The organism is Roseobacter sp. YIN89 (assembly GCF_057219365.1).
Map to the genome: position 1 here is coordinate 617,434 of NZ_JBXVVD010000001.1, position 16,943 is coordinate 634,376.

14 protein-coding genes and 1 pseudogene are annotated in these 16,943 nt (G+C 56.8%); 5 read left to right on the top strand and 10 right to left on the bottom strand.

Annotated features, from left to right (window positions below):
- Positions 1 to 7: 7 nt before the first annotated feature.
- Both AC2D8V_RS03090 and AC2D8V_RS03095 read right to left on the bottom strand, forming a co-directional pair.
- Positions 8 to 3,151: an efflux RND transporter permease subunit gene (locus tag AC2D8V_RS03090; protein ID WP_484732044.1), complete on the bottom strand. Its 3,144-nt coding sequence runs from the start codon at positions 3,149 to 3,151 to the stop codon at positions 8 to 10.
- Positions 3,152 to 3,165: 14 nt separating this feature from the next.
- Positions 3,166 to 4,314 carry an efflux RND transporter periplasmic adaptor subunit gene (locus tag AC2D8V_RS03095; RefSeq protein WP_484732045.1) on the bottom strand — a complete coding sequence of 383 codons (1,149 nt, stop codon included), beginning with the start codon at positions 4,312 to 4,314 and terminating at the stop codon, positions 3,166 to 3,168.
- Between the two features lie 130 nt (positions 4,315 to 4,444).
- Between AC2D8V_RS03095 and AC2D8V_RS03100 the strand changes: the two genes are divergently transcribed.
- Positions 4,445 to 5,062, top strand: a complete 618-nt coding sequence (locus AC2D8V_RS03100; RefSeq protein ID WP_484732046.1) for a TetR/AcrR family transcriptional regulator — start codon at positions 4,445 to 4,447, stop codon at positions 5,060 to 5,062.
- 5 nt (positions 5,063 to 5,067) lie between these two features.
- Here AC2D8V_RS03100 and AC2D8V_RS03105 read toward each other — a convergent pair whose 3' ends face one another.
- Positions 5,068 to 7,503 (bottom strand): GcvT family protein, encoded by a 2,436-nt coding sequence (locus tag AC2D8V_RS03105; protein ID WP_484732047.1) that lies wholly within the window; start codon positions 7,501 to 7,503, stop codon positions 5,068 to 5,070.
- Between the two features lie 566 nt (positions 7,504 to 8,069).
- Here AC2D8V_RS03105 and AC2D8V_RS03110 point away from each other — a divergent pair.
- On the top strand, positions 8,070 to 8,951 hold the full coding sequence (locus tag AC2D8V_RS03110; RefSeq protein ID WP_484732048.1) for a LysR family transcriptional regulator: 882 nt from the start codon (positions 8,070 to 8,072) through the stop codon (positions 8,949 to 8,951).
- Positions 8,948 to 9,691: a sulfite exporter TauE/SafE family protein gene (locus tag AC2D8V_RS03115; protein ID WP_484732049.1), complete on the top strand. Its 744-nt coding sequence runs from the start codon at positions 8,948 to 8,950 to the stop codon at positions 9,689 to 9,691. The genes AC2D8V_RS03110 and AC2D8V_RS03115 overlap by 4 nt, the downstream gene beginning before the upstream one ends.
- A gap of 7 nt (positions 9,692 to 9,698) precedes the next feature.
- Here AC2D8V_RS03115 and AC2D8V_RS03120 read toward each other — a convergent pair whose 3' ends face one another.
- From AC2D8V_RS03120 to AC2D8V_RS03150, 7 genes are all read right to left on the bottom strand, one after another.
- A complete protein-coding gene (locus AC2D8V_RS03120; RefSeq protein ID WP_484732050.1) occupies positions 9,699 to 10,364 on the bottom strand; it encodes a fumarate hydratase C-terminal domain-containing protein in 666 nt (221 codons plus the stop codon).
- Positions 10,364 to 11,275 carry a homocysteine S-methyltransferase family protein gene (locus AC2D8V_RS03125; protein WP_484732051.1) on the bottom strand — a complete coding sequence of 304 codons (912 nt, stop codon included), beginning with the start codon at positions 11,273 to 11,275 and terminating at the stop codon, positions 10,364 to 10,366. Before AC2D8V_RS03125 ends, AC2D8V_RS03120 begins: the two co-directional genes overlap by 1 nt.
- Positions 11,272 to 12,228: a fumarate hydratase gene (locus tag AC2D8V_RS03130; protein WP_484732052.1), complete on the bottom strand. Its 957-nt coding sequence runs from the start codon at positions 12,226 to 12,228 to the stop codon at positions 11,272 to 11,274. The genes AC2D8V_RS03125 and AC2D8V_RS03130 overlap by 4 nt, the downstream gene beginning before the upstream one ends.
- A 125-nt stretch (positions 12,229 to 12,353) precedes the next feature.
- Positions 12,354 to 14,111, bottom strand: coding sequence for an L-aspartate oxidase (locus AC2D8V_RS03135; protein ID WP_484732053.1), 1,758 nt, complete (start codon positions 14,109 to 14,111; stop codon positions 12,354 to 12,356).
- Between the two features lies 1 nt (position 14,112).
- On the bottom strand, positions 14,113 to 14,466 hold the full coding sequence (sdhC, locus tag AC2D8V_RS03140) for a succinate dehydrogenase, cytochrome b556 subunit (RefSeq protein ID WP_484732054.1): 354 nt from the start codon (positions 14,464 to 14,466) through the stop codon (positions 14,113 to 14,115).
- Positions 14,463 to 14,795 (bottom strand): succinate dehydrogenase, encoded by a 333-nt coding sequence (locus AC2D8V_RS03145; RefSeq protein ID WP_484732055.1) that lies wholly within the window; start codon positions 14,793 to 14,795, stop codon positions 14,463 to 14,465. Before AC2D8V_RS03145 ends, sdhC begins: the two co-directional genes overlap by 4 nt.
- Positions 14,795 to 15,508 carry a succinate dehydrogenase/fumarate reductase iron-sulfur subunit gene (locus AC2D8V_RS03150; protein ID WP_484732056.1) on the bottom strand — a complete coding sequence of 238 codons (714 nt, stop codon included), beginning with the start codon at positions 15,506 to 15,508 and terminating at the stop codon, positions 14,795 to 14,797. The genes AC2D8V_RS03145 and AC2D8V_RS03150 overlap by 1 nt, the downstream gene beginning before the upstream one ends.
- A gap of 128 nt (positions 15,509 to 15,636) precedes the next feature.
- Between AC2D8V_RS03150 and AC2D8V_RS03155 the strand changes: the two genes are divergently transcribed.
- Complete coding sequence (locus tag AC2D8V_RS03155) at positions 15,637 to 16,485, top strand: nitroreductase family protein (RefSeq protein WP_484732057.1); 849 nt, start codon at positions 15,637 to 15,639, stop codon at positions 16,483 to 16,485.
- Positions 16,486 to 16,585: 100 nt separating this feature from the next.
- A pseudogene (locus AC2D8V_RS03160) lies at positions 16,586 to 16,921 on the top strand (amidase family protein); the annotation flags it as partial.
- Positions 16,922 to 16,943 lie beyond the last annotated feature (22 nt).

Sequence of the window (16,943 nt, forward strand, 5' to 3'; positions counted from 1 at the left end):
CGTTTGTTTATTCGGCGGCCAGTTTCAGCGCGGGCTGGTTCTTGGTCGATTTAGCGGCAGCGGCACTTTCCACGCCAGTTTTTTTGCGCTTTGCCAGCAGTGCAAAAGCTGGCGGCGTAAAGTAGAAAGAGACCACCGTAGAGAAAAGCACGCCACCGGCGATCGCAACTGCGAACGGCGGCCAAAATGCTCCACCACCCATGATCAGGGGCAAAAATCCGCCAAACGTGGTCACCATGGTCGAGACGATGTGACGGCTTGATCCGGTCACCACGCGCGCCATCGCCTCGGGATCACCAAGGGCCGCTTCGTCATCTTGCTGCAGTCCGGTCAGAATAATAATGGCGGCATTGATCGACACGCCAATCGACCCGATCACGCCGATGATCGCCTGAATGCCGAAGGGGTATTGCATGAGTGCAAGCGACAGCAGCGACAATCCGGCTGAAAGAACGCACACCACAAGTGCCACCGCGGTGAACCGGAACGAATTGAAAGTCAGCGCAATGGTGGCAATGGTCAGGGTCACGATCAAACCCACAGATGCCATCAAGTTTCCTAAGGTGTTGGAGCGTGCATCGCTGTCACCGCCCAAAGACAGGCTGTAGCCGGGAGGCATTGCGAAGTCGCGCGATTCCAGTTCCGCAAGCACATCTTGCAACGCCTCTTCGGGCAGGACACCTGGTACAATAAAGGCTTGAACCGTGTTTTCACGAATGCCGTCCGTTCTCGTTATGACGCTCTGTGCAGGCTCAACCACGGCGCGGGCGAGTTCTGATAGCGGAACGGCAGGGAACGTCCCATTGGCGGACAACCTCGCGGCATCAGGCAATATGATTGGCATATCAGCGATACCCGCCAAGTCGCTGCGCAAGCGATTGCCCATGCGCACCCGAACGGGGAGCTCCTCGGTCCCTTCGACCAGCGAACCACCGGTGGTTCCGACCAACGCCGCATCGAGCTGGCCCGCGATGTCCGCCACGTCAAGGCCCAGCAGCCGCGCTTTGACCTCGTCTATTTCAAAGCGGACCTGAGGCGCGCCGCCGTTCACAGCCGCACGCGCTTGCGTGACGAGATCCAGATCAGCCATGATACCGCGTAACTCGTCCCCCAGACGACGCAATTCGGCCATGTCCTGACCCGTGACCGTCACTTCGACCGGTGCGTCCACCGGTGGCCCCTGTACAAGTCCGCGCACAATCACCTGCGCATTGGGGAATACCGCGTCAAACTCCGATTGTAGTAAGCCGACCAGCCGTGCGGCATCCGCATCGGTGCGTGTGGTCACCATAGCTTGCGCATACCCCGGTTCCTGAGCCCGATTGCCCACGATATTATAATAGAATGCCGGCCCTGACTGACCGATGGACCAATACACGCTGGCGACACCGGTATCCGCGCGCAGGATGCTGTCCATTTCCAGTGCAACCTTATGTGTCGCATCTATAGATGTCCCGGAAGGCATATCGATTTCAACGTAGAATTGGTTGCGCTCGACCCCTGGAAAGAATTGTGCTGTCAGCGTGGGAAAGGCCGCAAAGCCGAGGGCCGGCAGTACCAGCGACAGCGCCATTGCCCGCAACGGGTTCGCAACGGCATGACGTATCGAGGCGTGAAATGCTTTGCCGAGGAACGGGATGTTGATGCCGCGACTAAAAAATGACGACGCAGCTTTGCTTGGCAACATCCAGCCTGCAAGCGCAGGCGTCACTGTCAACGCAACCACGAGCGACCAGATCAACATCAGAACAACGGCAATGGCGATGGCACCGACAAAGTCGCCTGCGGGCCCCGGCAACAGGATCATCGGCGTAAAGGCCAGCGCGGTTGTTACCGTGGATGCCAGCAGCGGTGCGGCCAAACGTCTGACAGCGTCTGCTACGGCGTCTTCTCGTGCCATTCCGTCAAGCAGCCTGCGCCGTACCTCGTCGGTCATGACAATGGCGGCATCAACGAGAAGCCCAAGAGCAACGATCAAACCTGTTACAGACATTTGATGGATCGGCAGGCCGATGAAATTCATCGTGGCGAGAGTCGCCAGCGAAACGATGGGCAAAACAACAGCCACAATCGCGGCCGCACGCAGTCCAAGCGTCAGGAACAATACGCCAACGACCAAGCCCACGCCAATGGCCATGTTGGTGCCAACGCTGGCGAGGCGATCCACCGTGTAGACGCTTTGATCAAACAAAAGGGTTTCTTCAATCCCGAGGGGCAGTTCAGCCGCGCTTTCCGCCAGGAGTTCGCGCACAAATCCCATCCAACGGTCGATCTGAACACCGTCTTGGGCCAGCACGCCAACCAGAACCGCCGGTTTTCCGTTGGCCAGCGCCAGATCAGACGCCGGTGCCCGCGCGCCACGGTCAATTTGAGCGACGTCGGACAGGGTCACGGCGGCACCGCTGTCATTTTCACGCAGCACAACGTGGCGCAACCGATCTAACGATTTGATTTCACCTGTTACAGCAATATTCAGATCAACGCCGCCCTGCACGCGACCCGCTTGTACCTTGCCGTCAGCCTGTGCAACGCGTTGCGCAATTTCGGAGGTTGTGAGCCCCAGAGCGGCAGCTCTGTCAGGGTCTACCTGAACAAGGACCTCTTCTTCAGGCTGTCCAAACAAATCCACAGCGCGCGTGGCGGGAATGCTGCGCAACCGGTCGCCCAATGCATCCGCATGCCGCGCCAGAATACTGATTGGCATATCCTGTTGCGTCGAGGTTATCGCAATGACTGCGGAATAGGCTGAAATGCCTTCGGCGTTAAAATCCGGCGGCAGCACTCCGGCAGGAAAAGTGCGACGGGCATCTTCAACGGCGTCGCGCGCTTCCGACCACACCTGCTCGATGGTTTCAGCGTCCAGAGTCTCGATAAGCTCTATTGAAACGACCGAAACACCAGTGCGTGAGACGGACGAGACCTCGTCAATTTCTGCGATTGTGCGAAGCTCGTCTTCGATTTTGGCGGTGACCAGCGCTTCGACGCGTTCGGGATCAGCGCCGGGAAATTGTGTGGTTACGGTGGCAAAAAGATTGGTAATTGTCGGATCTTCCTGTCTGCCCAGAGACAGAAGTGACGACAGACCAGCGGAGATCAACACCAGAATGATCAAAGCGACAAGGCGCGGTTGGCGAAAGGTCAGCGTACGCATCAGAACTCTCCTGATCACTCTGGCAGTGTGGAAACCGCGACCCGTTGACCAATCGTCAACCGTTGTGGTCCGGCGGCGACGACCTTGCTGCCATCGGGCAGCGCCGCGCGCACAAACACCTGTGTGCTTTCGGCATGCAGGATTTCGACTGGTGCAAGACGGATCACTTGCTGAGGATCCACCGCCAGAACAGTCCACTGCCCGTTCTGCCCTTCCTTGAGGCTTGTGACAGGCAGCCAGAATCCCTGTGCCTCGACCTGTTGCTGCAACCGCAGCGCCGCCGTTTGTCCAAAGGCATATGACGCTTGATGAGGCAGGTCGAATACAGCGGTGCGTGTTCTCGTCACAGGATCTATATCAGGTCGAAGGCCGCGCAATTTTGCACTGTAAACTGCGCCGTTTACCTCAAGTGCGCCGTTATCTAGCTGTGCCTCAGTTATATCCAGCGGTACACCGACCCGAAGAGCGGGTGCTGCAGTTTCGACCAGTCCGGCCACGGGTTGCCCCGCAGACAAAGTTTCGCCGCCGTCAACATGACGCGCAGTGATGCGCCCAGAGAAGGGTGCGACGATCAAGGACTTTTCGAGCCGAATGTTTACGGTCTCTAGGTCTGCTTCGATTTCTGCGATACGCGCGCGCAATTCGTCCTGCCGGGCGCGTGCTTCGTCCAGCCCGGCTTGGCTCGTAAATCCACGGCGTGTCAGCGCGTCGTTGCGTTCGACTGTCTGGTTGGCGAACCGCAACTGCGCTTGGGTGGCATTGCGTGACGCTTCCAATCGCTTCTTTTGCGCATGAAGCAAAGTTTGATCCATCCGGGCAACGATCTGCCCCTTGGCAACATCGTCGCCCTCATCGACGGTGATTTCTGCGAGTTGTCCCGCGAGCTCAAAAGACATTTGGGTTGCGCGCGCGGCCTCGATCTGGCCGACGAAGCGGCGCGTGATTTCGAACTGGTCTACGATATCAGGCGCGGCAGCGGTGACCGGGATCAGCGGTGCGGCCTCTGGCGCCGGCACAGCTTCGGCGCGGCGTTCCAAGGTGGCAGCACCTAATTGCACCAACACGACCGCGATGGCCACAAAAGCGAGTGTCACCGCAGTGCGCAGCAGCGCTCGAAATCCACGACGAATGAGTGAATGCTTTGTGTTTTTTGCCTGCGCCATCTGATCGATCCAGTCCAAGTGAGTCGCTAAGTTAGTGCTTCTAACATATGTTAGAGCTTCTTACTTTGACAAGGGTTACGTGATCTGAAACAATATGGATCACCAAAAAATCAAAAAAAGCTGTCCGGGTATGAGCGATTTGGAAACTACAGAAAAGCTGCAAAAACTGGGATATCATCACGGCGACCTTCGTGCTGGTTTGATCGAAGCAACCCGACGTCTGGTCGAGGAGAAAGGGCCCGACGGTTTTTCGGTTTCCGATGCATGCAAACTCGCGGGCGTTTCCACGGCAGCGCCCTATAAACATTTCAAAAACAAAGATGAAATGCTTGTCGCGATGGTGCTGCAGGGACTGGAGCGGCACCGGCAGAACATGTTGAATGCTTTGGAGGACCTGCCTGTTGGCTCGCTTAAGCGCATTGATGCGTTGGGTCGCGAATACGTTGGTTTTGCCCTTCGCGAACCGGGTGTTTTCCGGCTGAAATTCGGTGGATTTACCGACCGGCTAGACGACGAAAGGCTGAAACAGGCCGGGGAGCAGACCTTTGGTATCGTCCTGCAAGAAGTCGCAAACTGCCTTGGTGAAACTGCGATCACGGATGACGTACGTACGCGCGGTTTCATGTTGTGGAGCTTTGTGCACGGCCTGTCGTTCATCTTGCATGATAAGAAACTGACCGAGATCGGCGGGCCGGGCGACTTGGACAGTATGTTATCCGAGATTTCCCGGCGCGTTCTGAAAGACTAGTGTCTTTAGCTGCGCATTCTGCTGCCGGAAGGATCAAAGGAGCAGGGTTCGATCACCGTTGCTTTTACCAAGTCTCCACATGCATCGAGCATCATTTCCGATCCCACGGCACTGTATTCTGGTTTGACAAAAGCCATGGCGAGGTTCAGGCCGGTCCGATGCCCCCATTCGCCCGAAGTAATTGTGCCGACGATCTGTTCTGCATCCATCAACGACGCACCGCCGTGCGCGGGCCGGTTCTGCGCCGAAATCTCTAGCGTTACCAGCTTTCGACGTGGCGGCTCGGCCCCGCGGATCAAAAGCGCATCTCGACCCGCGAAATCGCCCTTGTTCAATTTCACAAAGCGATCAAGCCCCGTCTCGAATGGATCAAACTCGGTAATAATCTCGGATTTCCAGTGCAGAAATCCCTTTTCCATCCGCATGGACTCAACGGCGCGTGCGCCAAACAAGCGCAGATCAAACGGCGCACCAGCATCACGAAGCGCGAGATAGGCGGCGTAAAGTGATGCGTTCGGAACGTGTATTTCGTACGCCAGTTCACCGGAAAAACTGACGCCCATGATCGTGGCTGGCGCAATACCGACAAAGCATTCGCGTACCGACAACCATGGAAACGCTTGTGCAGACCAATCGCCGCGGGCACAGGCCGACAGGATATCGCGCGCCTTGGGGCCTGCGAGGATCAGAATTGTCTGATCGTTGGTCAGGCTGCGCAGATGGACATCCTCTTGCGGCTTTGTATGCGCGCGGAGCCAGTCCATGTCGTGCAATTCGGCGGCGGCGGCTGATCCGTACCAAATGCGGTTCGGTCCTCTGTCGCTCGCCGGAAGGTTGGCCAGAGTTGCTTCTGCCTTTACACAGCCTTGGTTGTTCAGCAGATACCCGAGGCCAACGCGCCCCGGTCTTTGTGGTACGGAACCGCAAACCAAACGGTCCAAGAAGGCGTGCGCGTCCGGGCCGGTGATTTCAATTCTGTTAAAACCATTGACCTCGCACAGACCTGCATGTTCCGAAACATGCGCAACCTCGGCGGCAACAACGTCGAATGTTTCGTCAAAATCAAAACTTAAAGCCGGTTCAAAGTCAGGGTTGGGCTTGATGTAGTCCACCCGTTCCCACCCGTTGACGACCGTGAATTCTGCATTCTGCGTCGCCAAAACAGGTGTCAGCGGTGTGGTTTTGGCGGGACGCCCAGCGGGTCGATGTTCGTGCGGGAAGTGAAAGCGAAATTCGTTTTGATAGTCTTCAATCGCTTTGAGCGCCGTTAGTTCTACGGTCGCATGTGGTCCGAACCGCCGCGGGTCGATAACCCACGTATCATAACAGGCCTCACCATGAACGATTTGTTGTGCCAGCAACCATCCATGGCCGCCACCTTCACCGACCCCTGCACGCAGGCCGATGATGCAGAATGCGTTTTGCTTGCCCGGGATCGGCCCGACGAGCGGTGCACCATCAATCGTGTAGGTAATGGGCCCGTTGACCACGCGTTTGATACCCACCTCGGTCAATACCGGCATCCGCTCGAACGCGCCCTCCAATACATCCATTACCCGCTCCAGATCATCCGGGCAAAGATCGTTCGAAAAGTTGGGCGAAATCCCGTCCATGCCCCAAGTCCGGCACCCCTGTTCGTAAAACCCGACCAGCAGGCCGTTTTTTTCCTGACGTGAGTAGTAATCCGAAATTGGACAGCGCAGCAGCGGCATCCGGTGCCCAGCGTCGGCAATGGCCTGAATATCTTCTGTTACAAAATATTGGTGTTCCATCGAGGCGACGGGATGGTGAACGCCCATCATCGCTCCGACCTCGTTGACACGGTACCCGCACGCATTCACGACGATATCCGCATCAATGTCGCCCTTGTCAGTATGGACAGTCCAAGTGTCATCATCGCGCTGCGTCATGCCGGTGACTTCGGTTTGGCGATACACCTCAGCGCCGGCTTTGCGCGCATGGAACGCCAGTGCCTGACACAGTTGGGCCGGGTCGATGTCTCCATCCTCTCCGTCCCACAGCCCCCCGACAAGGTTATCTGTAGAAATCAGCGGATGGCGTCGGGCGCATTCGGCGGCATCGATGACCTCAAATTCAACGCCCATTCCGCGCGCCATAGAAGAAAAATGTCGATACCCCTGCATCTGTGCTTCTGTATTTGCCAAACGGATGCCACCGTCACCGTGATGATAGCCTACCGGGTAGTCCGGATCGTCGCGCAGTTTCTTATACAACGCGATTGAGTGAGACTTCAGTCCGACCATCGTTTGGGTCATGCCAAAATTTGTGACCTGAGCCGCCGAGTGCCAGGTGGTGCCAGACGTCAGTTCGTCGCGTTCAATAAGAACGACGTCAGCCCATCCCTCCTGAGTCAGGTGATAGAGCGTCGAGCAACCAGCAATGCCGCCGCCGATAACGGCCACCTTCGTGCGCGATTTCATGGGTAATGCTCCTCTTTCGCTGGCGTTCGAACCACCTGCTACTGATTAAGCAAAGCGAAATTTTTATTGTAAAGGTCGAATGGTTGGGTTTTGCGCATTAGAGCGTTTTCATTGCGCTTCGCGGACATGCCCAGCTAGCGTGCGGTGTGCTTTGCGACGCGAGAAGTTCAGTTTTTCGAAATTAAGTGCGAATTTCTTCTTGTACGGTACCTGGGTCTTTGCGTGGTTGCGGGCGAGTTTTGATTGTCAAAGTCATTTGTGTAAACAGGATCTGGTCCAAATCCGATCCGGGCAAGACTCTTGTGGCAAGCCACACCACGAGTCGATCGTAAACGATGTGCGCTTCTTTGAATCTGCAGTGTCAGGGGGGTGCTGTTCGACGCATCTGTTCACGGGCCGTCTTTATCGTGTCTGTGCAGTGCCGCCGTGACCTTCTGCAAGCCATTGCCGCGTCGAATATCGCAGCGCCACAGGGCAGTAACGCAATAAATATCATGTAAGTTAAGGTTACCTAAATATTAAGATTTGTGTATTGATGTCAGTGTTCCTTACAAATGAGCTGTGGCATGACGATCAAATTGCTCCGGACACTCGTGGCGATAAACGAAGAAAAAACCTTTAGTGGTGCGGCGGATAATGTGAATGTGACCCATGCTGCCGTAAGCCAGCAAATGCAGACGTTGGAAGCTGATCTCGGGGTCAAACTGTTTGACCGCAGCACGCGTACGCCAGAGATGACACCCATTGCGCTGCAGATAGTGCAAAAAGCGCGCGGGATCATCAGCGACTACGATAATCTTGTCGCGTCAGTGCTTGCTGATGGCGGGTTGCACGGCGTCATGACACTTGGGGTAATGCGCACCACATTGACCGGGCTTATTCCCAAAGCCGCCGCGAGCCTGCGGGCCCGTTATCCAGAGTTGGGCCTGCATTTGCGGCCGGGCTTGACCAGTGCTCTGATGACAGACATCGAAAGGGGTGCCCTTGATGCGGCAGTCGTGTCGAAACCGCATTTGTTGCCACTGGGCGTCCTGTTCCGGCCGCTGACCGATGAACCCATGCAACTCATCGCAGCGCAGGACGAACCGCTGGACGATCCAATCGCCCTGTTACAGTCACGCCCCTTCATCCGGTTTAACCGAAATGCTGTCGTGGGTGCATTGATCGACAACTGGCTGGTCGCGCACCGCATCAGAGTGCACGAGACCATGGAACTCGACAGCCCCGAAGCCATCACAAGCATGGTGCAGGCCAATCTCGGCGTATCCATCGTCCCGGATCTCGCGGTCACCCCGCCCGAAACGCTGCCTGTCAAACGACTAAGCCTTGGCACTGATGCCCCGATCAGAACGCTTGGCCTCGCACACCGCGAGGCGCACCACAAACAATCCGCATTGGACGCTTTATGGGACGTGTTGAACACAGCAATTGTCAGTGAGCGCGCATGAATACGGAGTACGTTTTGTTTCTCATTCTGGGCGCTTGCTCAGGTGGCTTTATCAACGGTTTGTCCGGCACGGGAACAGCGCTCTTTGCGCTGGGGTTCTACCTGGTTGTTCTGGATCCTTTGCGCGCTGTCGCCATTGTTGCCTTAATGTCTGTGATTGTGGGGCTTCAAGGGCTTTGGATCGTACGAAAGGAAGTGTTGGCGCGACCACAACAGGTTTTGCGATTTGTCGTGCCGGGTTTGCTTGGCGTCCCGCTGGGCGTGACGCTGCTGGAGCGCATAGATGCCGGCAGCCTGCGCCTAGCGATTGCAGCTTTTCTAATTCTCTACGGCGTATATTTCGGGTTCCGCGCGAAGTTGCCGGAATTTTCCAGAAAGACCCCCGTGATCGATGGCGCTGTCGGGCTGACGGGCGGTGTCTTGGGGGGCGCTGCCTCCGTCTCCGGCGCGGTTCCCGCGATGTGGCTGTCCTTGCGGCCCTGGTCCAAAGCGCAAACCAGAGCCGTTTTGCAGCCTTTCAATATCGCCATCCTTGGCACAACCATTGGCCTCTTAGCGGTGAAGGGCGCCTATGATCAGACAGCATTGCGCGCACTTTTGCTGACGATCCCTGCCGGCTTGCTTGCCGGTCAGGTTGGGATATTCGTTTTCAAGCGCCTCAGCGATGGCGGATTTCGCCGGTTGTTGATCCTGTTGACGCTGCTCATGGGGATCGGAATCGCAATAAGCGAAGTAATTTGACAGCGGGTCAGATGACCTCGTCCGTTCGGTCGTCGCTTTCACCATAGCGCTTCATCACGGCTGGCTTGGTGCCTTCATAAACACGCGAGACGTTTTGCGCGATCTTGGCATTCTCACGCTCAAACAAACAGTTACCCTGCATATCCGACGCCACGATGAATGGTCCCATCCGGTTGCATTTGATCACCCACATGGCCTGCGCCAGCCCAAGTTCTTCGTGCCAGTGTACGGCTTCCACTTTTTCGACGCCTCGGCCCAGCAAAGCACCGGTGCCGTATCCGACAGTAGAGAGGTAAACCGCACCGTTTGGCACGAAATACTCCTTGTAATCCTTGGAGGACATGCCGCCTTTACCAACAATCAACCGCGCACCGGTCTTTGCCATCCACTCAGGCAGCCATTTGGCGAAACGAAAAGAAGCGGTCGCCGTGACCGCGCCCAAATCAAAGCTGCCGTCGGCGTTGATCCGAGCCGCCGGGGAGCAGTGGAAATTCGCAGCCGACATGCCGGGCAGCTCCATCGGAATATTCGCCTGATCTTCCAGCGCGCGCATGTAAACTCCCTCGCGCGCCGTATACATGAGCCCGTCGAGATAGACGACATCACCAAGCTGCAAGTCCGCGATATCTTCGGCAGTTGGCGTTGTGGACAGAGTAACTTCTCGAATACCCATCATCCGTTCCTTATGCTGTTTGCCATTGCTCTGAGGTGCCGCATGTCGGTACCGCAACAACCGCCCAAAACACTCAGCGCCGGGTAGGTTTTGACTAGCCGCGCCACTTCTGCACCTAGCTCTTCGGGGTCGCCGTCGTCCAGCTCGGTTGCCTCATCCAGTTCAGCGTGTGAGCAGCGCGAGGCATTTACGATAATCCCCTTAAGCCGTGGGTTGCCACTAAGCGCCTCGCTGAAATGATCCGGGTGCGCACAGTTCACCATAAAATAGGCCGCCGTACTGCCGCTCAGAGCGTCGATCTCTTCGATTGCCGCGTCCAGCGGTTGGCCGTTGTTCAAGCGACCGTCGGTCTCCACAACAAGCGACACTACCACCGGCAGCCCGCAGTCTTGAGCAGCAAGCGCAGCGCCGGCAGCCTCTGTAGAATGGTTAAAGGTATAGGCGTGAACGAGGTCCACGCCCATATCCCGGATACTTTCGATTTGGGTGCGGTGATAGCTGCGCCCGGCTTCTACGCTCAGCGCAGGCTCGGTTGTGTAAGGGTCCCGCGCGGGCCCGAGGCAAAGCGCCAGCAGCACGTCCTGTGCACTTGCGTCTCGTAGTTCGCGCATCATGGCCACCGCCGTGCGGTTGATCTGCACAAGGTCTTCGGGCATTTTGCCCAAGGGCGCTGCGCGGTCACGATTTGCCATCCATGTGGCGGTGTCAATGATACAGCCAAGACCCTCCGAGCGCGCCAGATCAATCAGGTCCTGCATCTGCGCTTTCAGCACTGGATGAAACTTTGGATCTTCTACCAGCGGCAAGGAACTGAATCCCGGCAACTCTATGCCACGATTGAAGATCAGGTCGGTCCCCGTTCCTGCGAAAACGAGAAAGCGCTGATCGGTTTCGTGGGGTAGCAGCCTCATTCCGCGGCCTCGCGGGCCGGTTCCCATTCAACTGTTTCGCGGCGTTGGTAATCCGTAAACCAGTCGGGGTCCGTGCGGTGCTCGACCCGGCCATCGGCATGAATGCGCGCGACCGCGCGGCGCGAGGACAGGCAAAATGCGTGAACCGACATCGGCATACCGCCGGTGTGGCAATAGCCTACCTCGATGTTGCAATCGATCACCATGTTCTTGCCGACAAATCCCATGGCCCCCATGCCTATGGAATTGCCCAGCTCGCGAAACTCGTCTTCCATTTCTGCAATGCGCGGGTCACTGTTGCGGCTTCCGACCACACGCAGGGTCGAGGCGCGTTTGCCAAGCGTCATGCAAATGTCCTTGGAACCGCCCAATCCGATACCGATGATCGCCGGCTGGCAAGCCAGCCCGCGTTTGCCAAAGGCCATCAGGCTGTCGAGGTAGAACCGCTTGATCCCCTGCATGCCGTCGCTGGGGAAAAGCATACGGTAGTCGGTGCCAAACAGCCCACCCTTGTGTACCGTGATCAAGTCAATCCACTCGCCGTCAGGTTCAAACCCGTATTCGATTTCCGGAGCACCAATACCGACGTTGTTGTCGTGGTCCGTACGCCAAAGCGGGTGAACCCGGTTTGGGCGCAGGGGCACACCGTTGGTGGCGTTTGCCGTGGCCCTGCGCAAGGCGGCTTCCAGCGCAACCATGCCGCCTTCAACTCGAGCCTCGTTGCCAAGTTTGACGAACCAGCGCGGGACACCAGTATCCCCGCACATGGCCCTGCGGTCTTGCTTTGCCGCTTCGTAGTTCTCCAGCATCGCTTTGAGAACAAAAGAAGAAAGGTCGCCATCTTCTGTTTTTGCGGCGCGTTGCAACCCGTCAAGATAGTCATGTGGAATCTCGATTGCGGCCTTGTCCATCAGTGTTTCGGCCGTGCTTTGGATCAAAGAAATCGGGATCATTCAACTATCCTTTCGTCTTGAATACTGTGACCGTGGTTTCGCAACGTGCGCTGGGATCCGTGCGGCGCCTTTCTGTGGCACGCGGCACGCAATGGTTCGCGCGTTGCAACCTGCGGCCACTCTTATCATTGCGCCGCTACCAGCGTTCTTGGGGCGTCAGGGGGCAACAGCGTTTCGCCGGGCTTCACAATCGAAAAATCGACCGGTTCTTGAGAAACCCCAACCACATCGCCGTGCATCTGCGCCACCGTAAACGTGCTGTCCTCCATCGCTCCGGAGGCCGGGTAATCTTCGCGGTAATGCGCGCCGCGTGAGTTTTCCCGAGCGATCCCAGCCTTGGCGATGACCTCAGAGATATCACAAAGAGACCGCAGGTTTAACCAGTCATGCCACGTAAGATTAAATGCTAGAGTGTTGCTGTCCACGCCTGCATCCATCAAGGCATCAGAAACACGGGCAATCCCTTTTAGCCCACGCGCCATGCCTGAAGCCGTGCGCATCACCCCAACGTCTTCCCACATGCAATCCTGCAGCTCTTGGCGCAGGGGAAGGATCGGCGCGGCAGCGCGTCCAAGAGGGTAAATGGCCCGCTCAAATTCGCTTGCAAGCACGTCCTCGTCCGGGTCGCGTAATTGCATTGTCCGAATGTCGCGGCCCATGATATCGCCGGCGATGCCCCCATAAACGGTGGAATTTGCGACCCCGTTACCGCCCAACCGATTGGAACCGTGCGCGCCACCTGCGTCTTCACCTGCCACATAAAGCCCTTCCAGAGCTGTGCGCGTGTCGACATCGACGACTACGCCGCCCATGAAATAATGCGCAGTTGGCACCACTTCGACACGTCCGGCGGCAAGGTCAAAACCACTGTCCGCGCAGCGTTTCACCATGCCCTTGAACTTTTTTCGTACATTGTCTGGCCCTAGATGTGCCATCGAGATGAAAACGCCTTCTTGATCAGGCGCGTTATTCTTGCGCATTTCCGAGTAAATGCCGCGGCTGACCACATCGCGGGTCGCACGCTCGCCCTTTGCGTCATAATCGAACATGAAGCGTTGCCCGGCATGGTTTAGCAACTGACCGCCCGCGCCGCGCAACCCTTCTTCGAGAACTGTTCCTGTCATTCGAGTATGATCGCCGGCAAGCAAACCCGTGGGGTGAAACTGCACCATCTCCATGTCGCGTAACTTTAGACCGGCTCGCAGCGCCATCGCCAGACCGTCCATTGTCTTGTCACCGGACGGTGTGTGGTACTTGTACATGGTAGGGCCGCCGCCTGTCCCCATCATAATGGTTTTTGCACGCACCAGGCGAAAGCGACCTGACCGCATATCGATCATCAGCACGCCCGCTATTGCGGTGCCGTCACGCGATGGAATAAGTCCTACGGCTCGATGTTCCTGCAGCTTTTCCACACCGCTTGCCAGCACCTGTTCCATGAGCCGGTTGATGATCTCGATGCCCGTCAGGTCTCCTTTGTGAACGGTGCGGTCCGCTGTTTGCCCGGCAAAGGCTTTTTGGTGTAATGAGCCGTCTGCATTGCGATCAAAAAAACACCCGACTTCGTTTTCCAGTTCGCGGATGCGGACAACTGCCTGTTCGCAAAGCCGCCATGCCATGTCCTGATTGGGCAACCATTTGCCGCCCTCGATGGTGTCCATAAAATGGCGTTCAACCGTGTCTCCACCGCCCAAAGCGACATTGTAGCCACCCTGCACCATACGCGTGCAGCCGCATTTGCCGATCAATCCTTTGACAGCGAGCGTGATGCGCGTGTTTTCCGGCGCTGATTGCTTTGCGTGTAGCGCCGCAAAAAGCCCTGCGCCGCCAGAGCCGAGGATCAGGATGTCGGTATCATGTCGTTCGATGTCAGAGATGCGCATGTCAGATGGCCTTGATGAGAAAGAGGGTGGCAACCGCAAAAGAAAGGGCAGCCGAACCTGCAGCCAGAGACTTCTGCGATGCAGACCAAGGTAACCATTCGAGCGCGATGAGACGCAAACCGCCGAACATGTGCACTGCAAGCAGAAATACCAACCCGACCTCGGCCAGTTTGACAACGGCATTTTCCGTCAGGTTCAGGAAGCCATCCAATCGGGCCGGGTCCGTCAGGGCCAATGACAGAACCCAGAAATGCAGGGGCAGGAACAGAGCGAGCAAAAGACCAGACACCCTGTGCAGGATATAAGCCAGCCAGAGCGGATGCGCCCGTGATGTGATACCTCGCGCGGCCTTCATGCGAATGTCACGGCCCAGACGGCCCGTGCTCCCATCCCGAACAAGATCAAACCCGACGACCACATCAACACCTCCAGCGGTTTGCCGCGCAGACCTGCCCACTCACCGACAATGGCGCGCAAACCTATCGCCCCGTGTATTGCGACAGCGAGCACGAAAAGCCCGTAGAATAGGAACCACGCGATTGACCCTTGCGTGCGACCAAGAATTTCGCCGGCGCTCAGGCCGCCTTGTATCGCGTAAATCATCACCGACAGGTGCCCTAAAACCAAAGGTGCCATGATCAGCGCGGTGATCCGCTGCAGCAAATAAAGATATGGTCCCAGCATTATCGACGCTTCCCGAAAAGGTTTTTTACGGTTTCCCGTTTTAGCCCCGCGATAGCGGAGAGCGGGTCCAGCTCATTCGGGCAGTAAGCAGTGCAGGAGCCGATGGAGTGGCAGTTATGACACCCGCCTGCGCCGCTGACCGCGTTCAAAATCTCCGCGCGCCCTTCATCTTTTTCATCGTTGATCAACGTCCACGCGCGTTGGAGCGCCGCCGGTCCCAGATAATCAGGGTTGGCAGCGACCGTATCGCAGGCGGCGTAGCATACCGCGCAGTTGATGCATTCGATGCCAGCATTTGCCGTCACTCTTTGCGGTGTTTGTTCATCCACCTGCGCAATCGGGTCGTCACGGGTTTGGCTGTTGTGGTGCACTGCCTCCGCAGCAACCCACTTGTCAAAGAATGGGTCCATATCCACCACCAAGTCTTTGATGACGGGTAAATTGCGTAACGGTGCGATCTCTATTTCCCCATCGCAAAGCACTTTTGAGACATGTGTCCGACACGTCCACCGTGGCAATCCGTTGACCATCATGGCGCAACTGCCGCACATGCCCACACGGCATGCGAACCGGTAACTGAGTGTCGGGTCGGCATGCTGCTGGACCCAGGAAACAACGTCGAGCACCGTTTGATTGTCTTGCGCGGGTACGTCAAAAACGTCTTGTGCATTGCCGCTGCGCGCGATGGTGACTTTCAAGCTGGGAGACGGCACTGTGGAGTACCTTTCTGTGAAAAGGACGTTGCAATGAGACAATACAGCATAAAGATAAGCTTAATAAATAAGAGAATTACTTTCACTTATGGTAAGAAAAATTTTCACAAGTTCAGACAGGTGCGCCTATGACCGATCCCAAGCCTACCGATCGTGACCTCGGCGACTTACTCCGCGCTCGCTTTGACGACATGCCGAAACTCCCTGCTGATCTACCAGTGCCCGCGCTTTTGTCTTCCATGGCTGGTCGAGGTTCGTGTCGCAGTTTCACCGACCGCGAAGTTCCTCTCGCTTGGCTCCACGCTCTGTCCAGTATTGCGCTGGCCTCACCCACAAAAAGCGACCTTCAACAGCGCGACATCATCATTCTGCAACAGCAGAACAAGCGGGCGGAAATTGCGCGTCTGATCTCTGGTCAGCCATGGGTTGCTGCCGCACCCGCCCTTGTCGTTTTTTGCGGCAACAACCGGCGCCAAAGGCTACTTCACGACTGGCACGATGTTGCTTTTGCCAATGATCATCTGGATGCATTTTTTAATGCAACCGCCGATGCTGCCATCGCTCTGGGCGCGTTCGTTACGTCGGCGGAGGCGATTGGATTGGGCTGTTGCCCGATAAGCGCCATTCGCAACCAAGCATCTGCAGTGTCCGAAATCTTGGGCTTGCCAGATCACGTCTTTCCTCTGGCAGGCCTTGCAATCGGTTTTCCGGCAAAAGCGCCAGAGATATCCAAACGGTTACCGCTGCGGTCTACGGTGCACTATGACAAATATGGCGAGGATGATTTGGCAACTGCCGTCTCCTCTTACGATGCTGAAAGGGCGGCCGCCCAACCTTATGAAAAACAGCGGTATGTAGACACTTTTGGCAAGAGCGAGACGTATTGCTGGTCACAAGACAAAGTACGGCAATACAGCCGACCGGAAAGGGCAGACTTCGGTGCGTTTGTCCGCGATAAGGGCTTTGATCTGAAATAAACGGAATATGTCGCATTGGGCAAATTGGCCGCTACCATCGCGAGTTAACTTTGTGAGCGAGCTTGTGCGCCATATGCCAGCGCGCGAGCTTCGGCACAAAATGGCCGAAGGCAAACTCACTGTTGTAGCCGTGACCGAGGCGTGTCTGGCAGCCACCCGCGCGCGCGAACCTGTTATCCAGGTATGGGAATGGCTTGACGAGAAAGGCGCGCTTGATGCCGCAGAAGCCCCCGACGCAAAACGCGACCAAGGGGCGCCGTTGGGGCCATCGTTTGGTCTGCCGATCGGTGTCAAGGACTTGATCGATACCCAAGGTAGTCCAACTGAAAACGGGTGCAGTCTTGATGCCGGACGCATGCCCGACGCGGACGCCGAGGTTGTTCGCAAACTGGAAGAAGCCGGTGCGTTTGTACTTGGCAAAACAGTCACGACTGAACTGGCGTTTCTGCGTCCCAGCC

Bases quoted from the DNA above. Each gene is read 5' to 3' on its own strand.
- AC2D8V_RS03090 (WP_484732044.1), bottom strand. From the start codon at position 3,151: ATGCGTACGCTGACCTTTCGCCAACCGCGCCTTGTCGCTTTGATCATT.
- AC2D8V_RS03095 (WP_484732045.1), bottom strand. From the start codon at position 4,314: ATGGCGCAGGCAAAAAACACAAAGCATTCACTCATTCGTCGTGGATTT.
- AC2D8V_RS03100 (WP_484732046.1), top strand. From the start codon at position 4,445: ATGAGCGATTTGGAAACTACAGAAAAGCTGCAAAAACTGGGATATCAT.
- AC2D8V_RS03105 (WP_484732047.1), bottom strand. From the start codon at position 7,503: ATGAAATCGCGCACGAAGGTGGCCGTTATCGGCGGCGGCATTGCTGGT.
- AC2D8V_RS03110 (WP_484732048.1), top strand. From the start codon at position 8,070: ATGACGATCAAATTGCTCCGGACACTCGTGGCGATAAACGAAGAAAAA.
- AC2D8V_RS03115 (WP_484732049.1), top strand. From the start codon at position 8,948: ATGAATACGGAGTACGTTTTGTTTCTCATTCTGGGCGCTTGCTCAGGT.
- AC2D8V_RS03120 (WP_484732050.1), bottom strand. From the start codon at position 10,364: ATGGGTATTCGAGAAGTTACTCTGTCCACAACGCCAACTGCCGAAGAT.
- AC2D8V_RS03125 (WP_484732051.1), bottom strand. From the start codon at position 11,275: ATGAGGCTGCTACCCCACGAAACCGATCAGCGCTTTCTCGTTTTCGCA.
- AC2D8V_RS03130 (WP_484732052.1), bottom strand. From the start codon at position 12,228: ATGATCCCGATTTCTTTGATCCAAAGCACGGCCGAAACACTGATGGAC.
- AC2D8V_RS03135 (WP_484732053.1), bottom strand. From the start codon at position 14,111: ATGCGCATCTCTGACATCGAACGACATGATACCGACATCCTGATCCTC.
- sdhC (WP_484732054.1), bottom strand. From the start codon at position 14,466: ATGAAGGCCGCGCGAGGTATCACATCACGGGCGCATCCGCTCTGGCTG.
- AC2D8V_RS03145 (WP_484732055.1), bottom strand. From the start codon at position 14,795: ATGCTGGGACCATATCTTTATTTGCTGCAGCGGATCACCGCGCTGATC.
- AC2D8V_RS03155 (WP_484732057.1), top strand. From the start codon at position 15,637: ATGACCGATCCCAAGCCTACCGATCGTGACCTCGGCGACTTACTCCGC.